Here is a 12,862-nt window from a genome sequence, read left to right on the forward strand (position 1 = left end):
GGGAGCACGCCTTCTTCGAGCGCAGCCACGCGGGGGCCGCGGACTCACCCCCGCCTCTGCGGGGAGCACGTGGCGTCGATGACGTGCCGCCAGCTGATCACGGACTCACCCCCGCCTCTGCGGGGAGCACCGGCACCGTGCAGGGCACCAAGCACACCGCAGGGACTCACCTCCGCCTCTGCGGGGAGCACGACGCGTACCCCCGCATCCACGCTGTGAAGGCGGACTCACCCCCGCCTCTGCGGGGAGCACACCCAGTGAGCACGACCACCGCGCCGGAGGACGGACTCACCCCCGCCTCTGCGGGGAGCACGGAAAACGAAGTCGGGCGCGGATCGGGTGAATGGACTCACCCCCGCCTCTGCGGGGAGCACAAGGGCGGCGCACTCCAGGGGATCCCCACCGGGGACTCACCCCCGCCTCTGCGGGGAGCACGCCTTCTTCGAGCGCAGCCACGCGGGGGCCGCGGACTCACCCCCGCCTCTGCGGGGAGCACGTGGCGTCGATGACGTGCCGCCAGCTGATCACGGACTCACCCCCGCCTCTGCGGGGAGCACCGGCACCGTGCAGGGCACCAAGCACACCGCAGGGACTCACCTCCGCCTCTGCGGGGAGCACGACGCGTACCCCCGCATCCACGCTGTGAAGGCGGACTCACCCCCGCCTCTGCGGGGAGCACGGAAAACGAAGTCGGGCGCGGATCGGGTGAATGGACTCACCCCCGCCTCTGCGGGGAGCACGGGTCCTACGGCCGCCAGCGCGTACCGGATGAGGACTCACCCCCGCCTCTGCGGGGAGCACGGGGGCGGTGGTCTCGGGCATGCCGATCTCCAGGACTCACCCCCGCCTCTGCGGGGAGCACCACTGGTGGTCATCGCGTTCCCCTTTCGCGGGGGACTCACCCCCGCCTCTGCGGGGAGCACCGCAGAACCTCGGGCATTTTCATTCCCTTTCTGGACTCACCCCCGCCTCTGCGGGGAGCACCATACGTGGTCTTTGGACAGGTGGAAGATCTCGGACTCACCCCCGCCTCTGCGGGGAGCACCCGCTGTCTCCGGTGGAGGTTTGCTGGAGTGGGGACTCACCCCCGCCTCTGCGGGGAGCACGCCGCTAACCGGCTGCTGGACGAGATCAAGCCGGACTCACCCCCGCCTCTGCGGGGAGCACGCCGCTAACCGGCTGCTGGACGAGATCAAGCCGGACTCACCCCCGCCTCTGCGGGGAGCACCAAAAGGAGATAGCAGTGTTCGCGTCTGAGCAGGACTCACCCCCGCCTCTGCGGGGAGCACCAGAACTGCGCGGGCTCTTCCTGCCAGTTGCCGGACTCACCCCCGCCTCTGCGGGGAGCACAACACGACTCCGTCCGCGTCGGAACATCTCTGGGACTCACCCCCGCCTCTGCGGGGAGCACGAGGACTGGGTGCCGCCACCGGCCGCGGCCGCGGACTCACCCCCGCCTCTGCGGGGAGCACCCGGTGAGGGCGGCCAGCACGGGCACCACCGGGGACTCACCCCCGCCTCTGCGGGGAGCACCCTTTTTCACCTGCACCAATGCGGGACGTTATCGATCCGAAACATAATTCGTCAGGCAAGCAACACAAACCATGAAACGACTCTAATCAAGCCCTCGAGCCACCATCAACAAGGCGGACAACGGAAAGCGGTCCCGAAACACGAAACCCGCAGCAACTCACCGTCCGATCGCGCAGCGATCGCGTTCCAGACGCCGCCGGTTCTCCTCCACCCAGTCAGGGGTGTCATCAATTGGCATGCACACCGCGATCTGCTCCGATGGCCCATCGCGCACGGGCGCCTCCAGCGGGTCCTCGGGCACCACCTCCAACCAAGCAGTCCAATCGCCTACGGGCCACACCCTCCAAGCCCTGCGGTTCCTACAGCTGGGGCAGATCGCCGCCCAGGACTCCGGGTGCGAGCGCACTGTCGCGCTCATGTGCGCCAACGCCGCCTGGGCCTACGCCGTCCTCGATGACCACAAGCGCTCGATGGACTCCCTCGCCCGCGCTCATGATGCCTTCGCCCGCGCCGAGGTGGACACCACCCCGTGGGTGCGGTTCTTCCACGAAGCCGACCTGGACGCCATGTCCGGGGTCGTCAACGCCGCGCTCCCGACACCCTCACCTCGTGCGTACACGGCCACGACCGAGCACCTGTACCGGGCCGTGGACGCCCGCAGCCTGGACATGGGCCGCAGCCAAGCCTTCGAGCTGACCGCCCTGGCCACCGCCCACATCCGCAACGGCGACCCCGACCAAGGCGTCCGCGTCGGCCGCCAGGCCGTCGACCTGGCCCGGCAGGTCCGGTCGGTGCGCGTCATCGACCGGCTCGCCCCACTCCAGCAAGCCGCCCTGGCCTACCGAACCCGGGGCGAGACCGCCGAACTCGCCGACGAGATTGCTACTCTTCGCACACCATGAGCACCACTCCCGCTCCCCCCACCAGCCCCCGCCTCGCCCTCACCCACGACCGCGTCCACGACGTCCTCGCGGCCCTGTGTGAGGAGGCCGGGCTGGGCGCCAAGGCGGCTGATGACGCCGAGCTGATCAAGTTCACCAACAACGCCGTCTACCGCCTCCCGGGTGCGGGGGTGGTGGTGCGCATCGCCGGGTCCGCGACCGTGGCCGAACGCGTCCCCGTCGTCATCCAAGCGGCCCGGTGGCTCGCCCAGCACGACGCCCCGACGGTGCGGTTGGTCGAAGAGATCCCCCAGCCGGTGCGAGTTGGTGGAACCACGGCGACCTTCTGGCACCTGGTGCCCTCCACCGGGCCCGAACCGACAGGGACCGACCTGGGCCGTATCCTCCGCTGCATCCATGCCCTGCCCGCTCCGGGTTTCGCGCTGCCGTCGTGGGAGCCGTTCGCGCGCATCCGCAGCCGCATCGCGGATGCCGAAGGGCTGGCCGAGACCGACCGGGTCTTCCTCGCCGAGCGCACCGACCACCTGGAGGTCCTGGTCCAAGACTTGGAGTTCGAGCTCCCCGCCGGGGTGCTTCACGGTGACCCGTTCATGGGCAACCTCATCCCCGGCCCCAACGATCCGGTGATCTGCGACTTCGACAGCCTCAGCCACGGCCCCCGCGAATGGGACCTGGTCCCCGCCGCGGTGGGCAAGGTCCGCATGGACTACGCGACGGACCACCACAGCCCGCTCGCCGCCGAGTACCGCTTCGACGTCCTCACCTGGTCCGGGTTTCCCGTCCTGCGCCAACTCCGCGAACTCCGGCTCGTCACCAGCGTCCTGCCAGTCCTGAACACCAACCCCGGCCTGCGCACCCAGTGGCGCCACCGCCTCGACACCCTGCAACGCGGAGACACCACCACCCGCTGGTCCACCTACAGGTAGGTGTCACCGGATGTATCGGGTGACGGGAGGCGATCCCGCGCACGCAGAACCGGTCAGCCTCGGCATCCTTAAACACCGCCGCCCGCATTAGCCAGAAGAACGTTTCCCAGGATGATGCTCGTAGGCGACCAGATGTCACCGAAGGACGACGTTGACGCCCTGTTCCTCGAAGATCTCCAGGATCAGGTCGAACAGCGCAACGTCGCCATCACCGGTGGGCACGCGCTCTGCCAAACGCGCTCTCGCTTCGGCTGAGGAACCCCAATACAAGGTAAACCGCGGGGTGGCGCCCCAACCGCCCATCAAACAGTCATCCAGAGCGTCAAGGTTCCAGCCGAAGTATCCGCCCGGCCCGTTGACGGCCTCACCGATCGCACAGTAGAAACTGTCCTCGTCAACGATGTGCCGACCGTCCAAGGTAAACACCTGGCCTGCAGGAGTAGCCGACTTCCCCCGGCGTTGGTACTCCCGGGACCAAAGCGCCACTGACAGCCACGCTCGTCTGGCCCCGGGGGCCAGCTCGTGCCACATACCGGTGCGACTCAGCTGACCCTGACGGATCAGGTCCCACACTGCGTCCGCTCCGGCCAAGGCGTTCTCGCACCACAGTGTCGTCGTGAGGTCGACGAGGCCGACTCCGCAGATGGAGGGCTTGACGTCGATGACGGTGACCCCGCTGACGAAGTAGGACCCCATGGTGGCACCCTCGGCGTCGAGAAGGTCCAGCGAGGCGTTTCCCGCCGAGGCGCGACGACTGCCGACGTGGTCGACGCTCTTCAGCAGGCCACCCTGCGGAAGACAGCCCACGAAGCGCACCCGGCGTGCTCCGTTCTCATCCGGCAGCGGCGTGAACAACCCCTCGGCCCCGCGAGCAAAGCCCCAGAAGTCAGCGTCGTCCTCGTCCGAGGTCAGCGCGTACTTCTGTCCCTCGCCGAACCGAACTGATGCTCGCGTCTCGTTCCCCATCAGGGCGCTGATCCCAACTGCAGCTGTATTCAGGACAGGACGCCACCGCCGTCCCATGGCTGACGAGAACCTCGCGGGGCGCCATCGGACGCTACCAGCCCACGGTTTGTGCTCCGTTTATGCTCCGCAGTTCCGTACTGACATGACACCGGGTGGCATCACACGGCCCCAGACGGCACTGCGTGTCAACGACGGTTGAAAAGTGACCCCTTCGCGACGCCTGAAAGTTGACCCCCTTCCCCTCGAGTTCGTCCTGCTAGCGAGCGGTCTCCGCCGAGGGCGGAACCCGACCCAGATCCCGGTCCTTCAACCGGTAGCTCTCACCCTTGAGCGCGACCACCTCCGCATGGTGCACCAACCGGTCGATCATCGCCGCAGCCACCGTGTCGTCCCCGAACACCTCACCCCACCGACCGAACGCCTTGTTCGACGTCACGATCAGCGACGCCCGCTCATAGCGGTTGGAGACCAGCTGGAAGAACAGGTTCGCCGCCTCGGCCTCGAACGGGATGTAGCCGACCTCGTCGATCACCAACAACGGGTAGCGGGCCAACCGAGCCAGCTCGGCCTCCAACGTCCCGGCCGTGTGCGCATCAACCAACCGGTTCACCCATTGGGCCGCGGTGGCGAAGGCGACCCGGTGCCCGGCCTGGCAGGCCCTGATCCCCAGCCCGATCGCCAGATGCGTCTTGCCGGTCCCGGGCGGGCCCAGGAACACCACGTTCTCGCGGGCAGCGATGAAGTCGAGCGTGCCCAGGTGCGCGATCACCTCCCGGTTCAACGACCGCTGATGGTCGTAGTCGAAGTCCTCCAGGCTCTTGAGCGCGGGGAAACGGGCTTGCTTGATCCGGGCCGCCCCGCCGTGCTCCTCCCGGGCCGCGACCTCCCGCTGCAGGCACGCGGCCAGGAACTCCTCGTGCGTCCAGGTCTCGGCCCTGGCCCGCTCGGCCAGTCGCTCCACCGCCGCCAGCAGCGAGGGCGCTTTGAGCACCCGTGCCAGGTAGGCGATCTGGGAGACGGTGTCCTTGCCGGTCACCCGGCCTGTCGACCGCTTGGCGGACGTGCTGGTCGCGCTCATTGTCACGCCACCCCCTCAACCCCCAGCAGCCGGTCATAGGAGTTCAGGTCGCGCTGCTCGACCTGCTCGGGCACCAGCCGGGGTGAGTGCATCGCCTGGACTTCGCGGCGCATCCGTCTGGCGGCCCGTGCGTGCTCGGCATCGGTGATTGTCTGGTGTGCGGACCAGCACCTTGGGTGGTCGGCCACCAGTTCGCCGCCGCAGCGGACGCGGACGCGTTCCAGGTCGGCCTGGACGACGACCTGCCGTCCCACCGCGGTGGGGTGGACGGAGTAGTCGCAGGTGTCCAGCCGGACGTAGTGGTCCCTGGGCAGCCGACAGGTGCGCCACCACCCCACCGCCGATGGTGTCTGGTCGGGCAGGGCGACCATCGCCTCCAGGTCCGTGGCGAACCGCTCGGTGGGACGGCAGCGCAACGTGCTGTGGACTCGCCTGTTGGCGCGCTCCAGCCAGGTCCCAAGCTGGGCGTTGAAGTCGTCCGGACCGGTATAGGTCCGTCCCGGCTCGAAGGAGGTCTCCAGGTAGCCGTTGACCCGCTCGACCATCCCCTTGGTCTCCGGATCCTTGGGACGGCACTGGTAGACGGCCACCCCCAACGATCCCTTGAACGCCGCGAACTCCTGGGCCAGGTGGGGTTTGCCGCCCCTCCAGGAGCCCACTGCGGGTTCGTTGTCCCACACCAGCGTCCTGGGGGTGCGGCCCAGCTCGGCCAGCAGGGCCCACATGCCCGCGGTCAGGTCCCCGGCTTGGCGGGAGGGCAGCATTCGGGCCAGGATCCACCGGGAGTAGCCCGAGACCATGACCAGCACCGGTGGCCGGTCGGCCTGCCCGGCTCCCAGCGGGACGTCGGCGTTGGGGAACCACAGGTCGCACTGGGCCAGCTGGCCGGGCTGGTAGGTCGTCCTGGAGGCCGGGTCCTGGGGCAGGTAGAGCGGCCGGAGTTGGCGGATGCGGTCCTTGAGCACGGTCATCGACCGCTGCCAGCCGATGCGTTCGGCGATGACGGTGGCGGGCATGGTCGGTACCTCGCGCAGCAGCTGGCGGATCTGGGGGTCGAACGGGTCCACGATCGAGCCCTTGGGCTTGCGCTGGTACTTGGGCGGGTCCTGGGCGGCCAGGGCTCGCTTGACGGTGTTCTTCGAGATGCCCATGTGGCGCGCGATGGTCTTGATCGGCATCTGCTCTGATCGGTGCAAACGGCGGATCTCCGCCCAGTCCTCCACAGTGATCACCTTCCTGATCATCAGCAGAGGGGGTCAGATTTCGGACGACGCTACGGGGTCAGTATTCACGTGTCGCCGACACTGCGGATCGGATGGGGTGGCATGAAACGGTACGTAGCTTCTAATCCGATGGCCGCAGGTTCGAATCCTGCCGGGTGCGCCACAAAACCCCAGGTCAAACGGGGTGCTCCGCCTCACCTCAAGCGAGAATTCGCGCTGATGGGTCCAGGGTGGGCCCAAGCTGGGTCCAAGCCCCGACGCCCCCTGCGCGCTCGCGCACACCGACGAACCCTCCCAGAATCACGCAGCACCAGCCACGCGGTCCGCTCAGCCGCCTCCCGCGCGACCTCAGGCAGGACACTGGCGTAGGTGTCCACGGTCAGCACGATGCTCGCATGACCCAACATCGCCTGCACCACCTTCAACTCCACTCCGGCCGCCAACGCCAACGTCGCCGCCCCGTGCCGCAGATCGTGCAACCGCACCGGCGGTAGCCCGCTCTCGTCGTTCAGCTTCCGGAACAGGCGCGAGAGGCGCTCAGGAGCCAACGGGCCTCCACGCGCCCCGGTGAACACGAACTCGCGCGGATCCCACTCCTGCCCGCGCGCCTGTGCCTCCTGCTGTTGCCGCCACTGGTGGCGGCGCAACACGCCCGTGGTGGCATGGTCCAGGGCCACCATGCGGCGGCTCGCCGCGCTCTTGGGCGCCAACTCCACCAACCCACCCCGGTTGGACTGAAGCTGGCGGACCACACGCACCGTGCCCTTGACCAGATCGAGGTCCTCCCACCGCAAGCCCACGACCTCGCCGCGCCGCAGACCCGTCATCGCCACCAGGTGGAACAACGCGTACAGCCGATGATCCAAGACGAAGTCCAGGAACTGGCGGGTCTGCTGCACCGTCCACACCGCCACCGCAGGCCGCACTCCGCTATGGCGCCATTTGGCCACGGCTTGGTCGGTCCATACCGCCGGTCGTGCTCCCGTCCCGGGCTCCAACCGCAGCCCCTGGGCGGGGTTCGAAGGGAGCAGGCGTTCGCGTACCGCGGTGTTCAACGCCGCCCTCAGCGTGGCCCGCACCCGCTGCACCGTTGTCGGGGACAGTGGGACTCCTCCGGCCGTGGTGTGGTGGGAGATCTGATCGAACGCCTCCTGCACCAGCTTCGGGGTCAGCTCGTCCAACAACACACCGCCCAGATACGCGGTCAGGTAGCGGTCGATGTGCTCGGCGTACCCGTTCCGGGTGCGAGGTCTCAACCGGGTCCGGGTGTCCAGCCAGTATCGGAGCCACTCGGCCACCGTCCACGCCGCCGGATCCCTGTCGGCTGTGTCAAGACCCTGGGCTCGACGTAGGGCGGCGCGTGCGGCCTCACGGGAGGCGAACCCGCCACGACGCACCCGACACCGCTCCCCCGGCAGATGTCCCAGATCGACCGCGAAGTACCAACTCCCGTGACCCCGCCGCCTCAGCCCCGGACACGCCCGCTCACCAACACCAGTGGCGCGGCACCCACACCGCTTGAACACCGAACCAGACCCGAACATGACCGCCACCCCCGAGCCCAGTCTCACCACCACCGGATCCTGGAGAAACGACACCGAGACCCACGGGCGTTCAGAGGAGCAAGGGCACCATCCGAGGGTGAACAGGTGACAGGAGGCGATCCCGACGCACACCGCGGCCTTCTCCGAGCCCAGCCCAAGACACTTCTCAGGCACCAGTGGGTAGGAGCTGCACCAACCCGACACAGGTGTGCGGATCCGCCCACGTCTGGGTCGCTCGTACCCGCCACCGGCCAGACGGCAAGGACACGGGTGCCTGCTCAGGCACCCCTCCGTCGGGGTATACCTCGTTCAGCTCCACCCCCGGCACAGCGGCGTCCATGAGCACGGCCGGACCGTCCGTCACCCAGGTGCCGCACTCGTCCCACCTCGTGGCCGGATCGGCCAGCACACCCTCAGCCGCGCTCCTCAGGCCGGATTCGGAGTCAGCGGCGAGCCAGCGCAGGAAGGCCCGGTGCGCGGGCAGGTAGCAACTGGTGCGGGCTCCTCTCCCTGGACCAGTACCTGCCTGCCGCTGTCGCCCATGGTGAGCACCCCAGCCAAATCGTCCACCGCACAAGCCCGGTCGTAGTCGTCCGGGACACTCCCTCCCATGAGGACCCCGGTCTTCGTACCACCGCCCCACGCGGCCAGTGCCGACACAGGGACGACGACCAACGGACCGCCCAGTGACTCCACCCACGCAAGAGAGGAAAGTCCCCCATCGGCACAAGGGTCCAAAGAAGCGCTCATACCACCGACTCCCCAACCAGGACCGTGGACACTCACAGCTCAACGGCCTCGCGAACCCGTTCCAGCCGCACCCGATTCTCCTCCACCCACTCATCCGTGAAATGGATCGGCACACGCACCGCGATCTGTGTCGAAGGCATATCGTGCACGGTCACCTCCACCGGATCGTCGGGCACCACCTCCAGCCAAGCGGTACGGTCTCCCGCAGGCCACTCGACCCGCTCCTCAGCATCGAGCGCGTCCAGACAACGCCCCCAGTCGTCCAGGTCCCCGTCCGAGAGCGCCAACCGGAGACGGCCGCTGACAAAATCGCTCTCCACCACGAGGAAGGCGGAGTGATACCGCTGTGGTTCCGCTCCTCCCACCAACCGGGAATCACCGCACTCGACCACGACGACCACACTCTTCCCGATATCAGAAAACCGGAAGAGCTCCAACGACTGCTTTCCGCCCACCAACGACCCTCCCTGCAAGTACCCAACAGACCAGGTCGGCCCTGATCCTTGCGTACACCACCCCCAAGACAACCGGCACCCCACCGCCACGCACACCGTGAGCTCGTCCTCCGGGAACCCCTCACTCCTCGGACCGTTGACGACGCAGGCAATGTGCAGGAGTCAGATGTGCGCCTTGACCCGACGACAGGGTGTGCGAGCACCCCTGCAAGGGCCGTGGTCTCCTCCTCGTAGAACCAGCCGCGCTCCGGTTTCCAGAAGGTGACCTGGAAACCGGCGAAGCCGCACGACCAGTCGCAGTCCACAACATCCAGCGACTCCGAACACCCAACAGCAGGCTCCGCCCAGGAACTTAGGGTGTGCACGTCCCCTGGTGCCTTGTGCGCCACCGTCCCTTGGAGAACATCGTGCGCAGACTCGTACCGTGGACCGCGCTCACACTCGTCGTCCTCTCCCTTACCGCGATCCTGGGCTCCAGGCACCTCCTCGTACCGGCGAGCCGGCCCTTCGAGTACGGCGACGGCGTCAGGCTCCAACTCCTGAGCATCTCCCACGAGAACACCGACGGAGAGGAGAGGGTCACATGGGAGGTGGAGATCATCAACGGGACGGGCCAGCCGCTGGAGTTGAGCCTGTCCTCAACGTGCCACCACGCCCTACCGCCCTTCGAGTCCGGTCCCTCCGCCCTGGCCGAGAGGGGCGGCGAGAGGGTCTCGCTGCCCGAGCACCTGACCACGAGTGTCGCGGACTCCTGCCCCTCACCCGAGTTGGGCCGGTGGTGGATCTACACCCTCACGCTGGAGGACGACACCGGCGACATCGGCTCCCGTACCGTCACCTTCACGGGCAAGGCCCACTGACTCCACCACCCCATGGGGTCACAGAGACCTGAGCTCTGTGACCGGCAGGGAAATCCCAGCCCTCATCACCCGCGAAACACCCGTGGTTCCCTACTGTCCCCGGGCAGTCCCGGTCACGGACCCGTCTCCTTGAACACCGCGGGGTCCTCGTACACCCGGGGACAGGAACGGCACAGGCGGCCCTGGGTGTGCATCCGGTACAGGTACTCGTTCATCGACATCGCGTGCTCGTCCCACCATTCACCGGCTTCGGTCCGTGACACCACCGGCCAGGTGTCGGGGGGACCGTCGACCACCCAGAAATAGTCCCAACCGTTCCCGTCCCCGCCCCAACACATCAGGCCGGGCACCGAAGGGTAGAAGGTCAGGGGCGGTGACACCAACGTCAGCGGTTCCCCCGCCAGGTTGGTGAGATCGTTGAGCTTCTAATCCGATGGCCGCAAGTTCGAATCCTGCCGGGTGCGCCACAAAAACCCAGGTCAGACGATGTTCGGCGTCCCACTTCAGACCAGGCGTCACGCCGGTGGGTCCAGGGTGAGACCGAGGTGGGACCAGGAGCAGGCCCGGTCGACCACCCTGTCCCCTCGCATGCCGACGGACCCTCCCGGCGTCCCGCAACACCAGGCACGCGGTCCGCTCGCCCCACAGCCGTACTACCTCCGCCGACACAATGCAGACCGACCGCCGCAGCACGTTCAAAGTGCGCCCCACGATCGAGGGCTACGACTGCCCGGATCACGGAAGTGACGGGAGGCGATCCCGGCACACACCCGAGCTTCCATCGCACCCGGCACAAGACAGCCAAGGTGTCACCGGTGCGCCTTCGCTGGCTCGGCTGCAGCCCAACCGTGGTCGGCACTTCCTTCTCGCCGCTGGGTGGAACTCCACCTTGACGGAACCGCTGCGCATCCAGGGTGCACGGGCTAACGTCACAGGAACACAGCAAGGAGGACCTCGTGCACCCCACCCCCCAGCCCAAGCGCAGGCTCACCAAGGGCCAGAAGTGGCTGATCGCCGCCGCCGTGCTCGTCGTCCTCGGCCTGATCGGCGGCATCATGGAGTACTTCGGAGCCACCCCCGAGGATCCCACCCCTGCCTCAGAAGCCTCCCCACCCCCGCCGGAGGAGGAACCCACCGCAGAGGTCGACGAGATCGAACAGGCCCGCGAGGAGCTCGGCTACCCGCCCGAACTCACCGGCGCCGACCGCGACGCCTACCTCGAAGCCATCGAAAACGTGGACCCAGGCTTCCGGTTCCCCAACGACGACAGCCTCATCGCCCGTGCCGGAGACCTGTGCGTGGAGCTGCGCGACGGCGGTGAGGAGGCGGCCCTTACCCGGTCCGAGATGATCTGGGTGCACGAGGACCACGACTACGGGAGCCGTCCCACCACCCCTGAGGAAGCCGAAGCACTCCTGGACGTGGTGCGCGAGCACTCGTGCCCGGATTGGTGAAGCCGTGAAGAACTGGGCAGCCGATCTAAGGTTCGAGATCGTAGACCTCAATGCCACAATCCACCGTTGCCGAGAGAAGACGTATCCATCAGGACACTTCGTCTACTACCTGCGGTTCTGCTGCCGCATCAAGATCGGTAGGACCACAGGCCTAGACGCCCGCCTGAAGTCGATCCCGCACGACGAGATCCTCGCGACCGAACCCGGCGACGAGTTCTTCGAGCAGATGCTGCACGCGAAGTTCGACCGATACCACGTCACCGGCGAGTGGTTCTCCCAGGGCCCCGAGCTGGTGCGGCATGTGCTGGAGCTGCGTGACGGCGCCCCGTGGGACGGGATGCCCAACACCTGAAACCAAGCAGAGCAATGCTCATGACTTGTGGATCGACTTCGGGACGGACGCGAAGGGCGTACCTTCCCGAGTGATCGACTTCTAGTCATCGAGTAGGCCGACGTTGCACCGTCGGTCAGGAAGGCACGCCCGTGCTCACCGTAGTGAACGCCAACGACTCCACCGAGTCCGGCTCCCTGATCGACGAGATCGTCCGCGAGGGCGCCCGGCGGATGCTCGCCGCGGCCCTGGAAGCCGAAGTCAACCAGTACATAGCCGAGTTGGCCGCCGAAACGGACGCGGCCGGGCGCCGCCTCGTGGTCCGCAACGGCCGCCACCGGCCCCGCACCGTGATCACTGCAGCAGGTTCCGTCGAGGTCACGACCCCGCGCGTGAACGACAAGCGGGTGGACGCGGCCACTGGTGAGCGGATGCGGTTCTCCTCGAAGATCCTGCCGCCGTGGTGCCGCAAGTCGCCCAAGGTCAGCGAGGTGCTGCCGCTGCTCTACCTGCATGGGCTGTCCTCGGGGGACTTCGTGCCCGCGCTGGAGCAGTTCCTCGGTTCGGCGGCGGGGCTGTCGCCGGCCACCGTGACCCGGCTGACGAAGCAGTGGCAGGAGGACCACGCCGCTTTCCAGGAGCGCGACCTCGCCAGCAGCGACTACGTATATGTGTGGGCGGACGGGGTGCACCCCAAGGTCCAGCTCGGGCAGGCGCACTCCTGTGTCCTGGTGCTGATGGGAGCGCGCCTGGACGGCACCAAGGAGCTGATCGCGCTGGCGGAGGGGCTGCGCGAGTCGACCGAGTCGTGGGCGGATCTGCTGCGCGACTGCCGGCGCC

The 12,862-nt window shown here is 67.8% G+C and carries 13 protein-coding genes, 1 pseudogene and 1 CRISPR repeat array (1 of these 15 cut by a window edge); of the genes and pseudogenes, 6 read left to right on the forward strand and 8 right to left on the reverse strand.

Annotated features, from left to right (window positions below; all coding sequences use genetic code 11):
* A CRISPR array of direct repeats spans positions 1 to 1,533; the repeat unit is 29 nt; unit sequence GGACTCACCCCCGCCTCTGCGGGGAGCAC; it begins 814 nt to the left of the window's first position.
* 157 nt (positions 1,534 to 1,690) lie between these two features.
* Entirely contained in the window at positions 1,691 to 1,837 is a 147-nt protein-coding gene (locus AB0I72_RS26575) for a hypothetical protein (RefSeq protein ID WP_358573417.1), read from the reverse strand.
* Between AB0I72_RS26575 and AB0I72_RS26580 the strand changes: the two genes are divergently transcribed.
* Positions 1,770 to 2,435, forward strand: coding sequence for a hypothetical protein (locus AB0I72_RS26580; protein ID WP_358573421.1), 666 nt, complete (start codon positions 1,770 to 1,772; stop codon positions 2,433 to 2,435). The two genes, AB0I72_RS26575 and AB0I72_RS26580, sit on opposite strands and share 68 nt — an antisense overlap.
* Positions 2,432 to 3,361: an aminoglycoside phosphotransferase family protein gene (locus AB0I72_RS26585; RefSeq protein ID WP_358573395.1), complete on the forward strand. Its 930-nt coding sequence runs from the start codon at positions 2,432 to 2,434 to the stop codon at positions 3,359 to 3,361. Before AB0I72_RS26580 ends, AB0I72_RS26585 begins: the two co-directional genes overlap by 4 nt.
* 135 nt (positions 3,362 to 3,496) lie before the next feature.
* On the opposite strand, the gene AB0I72_RS26590 is transcribed toward AB0I72_RS26585, so the two are convergent.
* From AB0I72_RS26590 to AB0I72_RS26615, 6 genes and pseudogenes are all read right to left on the reverse strand, one after another.
* A complete protein-coding gene (locus AB0I72_RS26590; protein WP_358573397.1) occupies positions 3,497 to 4,327 on the reverse strand; it encodes a barstar family protein in 831 nt (276 codons plus the stop codon).
* Positions 4,328 to 4,583: 256 nt separating this feature from the next.
* Positions 4,584 to 5,405: an IS21-like element helper ATPase IstB gene (gene istB, locus AB0I72_RS26595; protein WP_358573399.1), complete on the reverse strand. Its 822-nt coding sequence runs from the start codon at positions 5,403 to 5,405 to the stop codon at positions 4,584 to 4,586.
* A gap of 2 nt (positions 5,406 to 5,407) precedes the next feature.
* Complete coding sequence (gene istA / locus AB0I72_RS26600) at positions 5,408 to 6,637, reverse strand: IS21 family transposase (protein ID WP_358573419.1); 1,230 nt, start codon at positions 6,635 to 6,637, stop codon at positions 5,408 to 5,410.
* Positions 6,638 to 6,822: 185 nt separating this feature from the next.
* On the reverse strand, positions 6,823 to 7,926 hold the full coding sequence (locus tag AB0I72_RS26605) for a tyrosine-type recombinase/integrase (protein WP_358573401.1): 1,104 nt from the start codon (positions 7,924 to 7,926) through the stop codon (positions 6,823 to 6,825).
* A gap of 412 nt (positions 7,927 to 8,338) precedes the next feature.
* Positions 8,339 to 8,922, reverse strand: a pseudogene (locus tag AB0I72_RS26610) (Imm21 family immunity protein).
* 32 nt (positions 8,923 to 8,954) lie between these two features.
* Positions 8,955 to 9,377, reverse strand: a complete 423-nt coding sequence (locus AB0I72_RS26615) for a DUF5959 family protein (protein ID WP_358573403.1) — start codon at positions 9,375 to 9,377, stop codon at positions 8,955 to 8,957.
* Between the two features lie 407 nt (positions 9,378 to 9,784).
* Between AB0I72_RS26615 and AB0I72_RS26620 the strand changes: the two genes are divergently transcribed.
* A complete protein-coding gene (locus AB0I72_RS26620; protein ID WP_358573405.1) occupies positions 9,785 to 10,237 on the forward strand; it encodes a hypothetical protein in 453 nt (150 codons plus the stop codon).
* Positions 10,238 to 10,350: 113 nt separating this feature from the next.
* On the opposite strand, the gene AB0I72_RS26625 is transcribed toward AB0I72_RS26620, so the two are convergent.
* Positions 10,351 to 10,533, reverse strand: coding sequence for a hypothetical protein (locus tag AB0I72_RS26625; RefSeq protein ID WP_358573407.1), 183 nt, complete (start codon positions 10,531 to 10,533; stop codon positions 10,351 to 10,353).
* 660 nt (positions 10,534 to 11,193) lie between these two features.
* On the opposite strand from AB0I72_RS26625, the gene AB0I72_RS26630 reads away from it, so the two are divergent.
* The 3 genes from AB0I72_RS26630 to AB0I72_RS26640 form a co-directional block, all read left to right on the forward strand.
* Positions 11,194 to 11,691, forward strand: coding sequence for a DUF732 domain-containing protein (locus tag AB0I72_RS26630; RefSeq protein ID WP_358573409.1), 498 nt, complete (start codon positions 11,194 to 11,196; stop codon positions 11,689 to 11,691).
* Between the two features lie 4 nt (positions 11,692 to 11,695).
* Positions 11,696 to 12,043 carry a GIY-YIG nuclease family protein gene (locus tag AB0I72_RS26635; protein WP_358573411.1) on the forward strand — a complete coding sequence of 116 codons (348 nt, stop codon included), beginning with the start codon at positions 11,696 to 11,698 and terminating at the stop codon, positions 12,041 to 12,043.
* Positions 12,044 to 12,174: 131 nt separating this feature from the next.
* Positions 12,175 to 12,862 (forward strand): transposase (locus tag AB0I72_RS26640; protein ID WP_358573413.1); only part of this gene is annotated, 688 nt, incomplete at its 3' end.

The sequence above is a fragment of the Nocardiopsis sp. NPDC049922 genome (assembly GCF_040660275.1).
In the GTDB taxonomy this organism is placed as follows: Bacteria; Actinomycetota; Actinomycetes; order Streptosporangiales; family Streptosporangiaceae; genus Nocardiopsis.

Excerpts from the sequence above, each read along its gene's own strand:
- AB0I72_RS26580 (WP_358573421.1), top strand. The coding sequence starts at position 1,770 with ATGCACACCGCGATCTGCTCCGATGGCCCATCGCGCACGGGCGCCTCC.
- AB0I72_RS26585 (WP_358573395.1), top strand. The coding sequence starts at position 2,432 with ATGAGCACCACTCCCGCTCCCCCCACCAGCCCCCGCCTCGCCCTCACC.
- AB0I72_RS26590 (WP_358573397.1), bottom strand. The coding sequence starts at position 4,327 with ATGGGGAACGAGACGCGAGCATCAGTTCGGTTCGGCGAGGGACAGAAG.
- istB (WP_358573399.1), bottom strand. The coding sequence starts at position 5,405 with ATGAGCGCGACCAGCACGTCCGCCAAGCGGTCGACAGGCCGGGTGACC.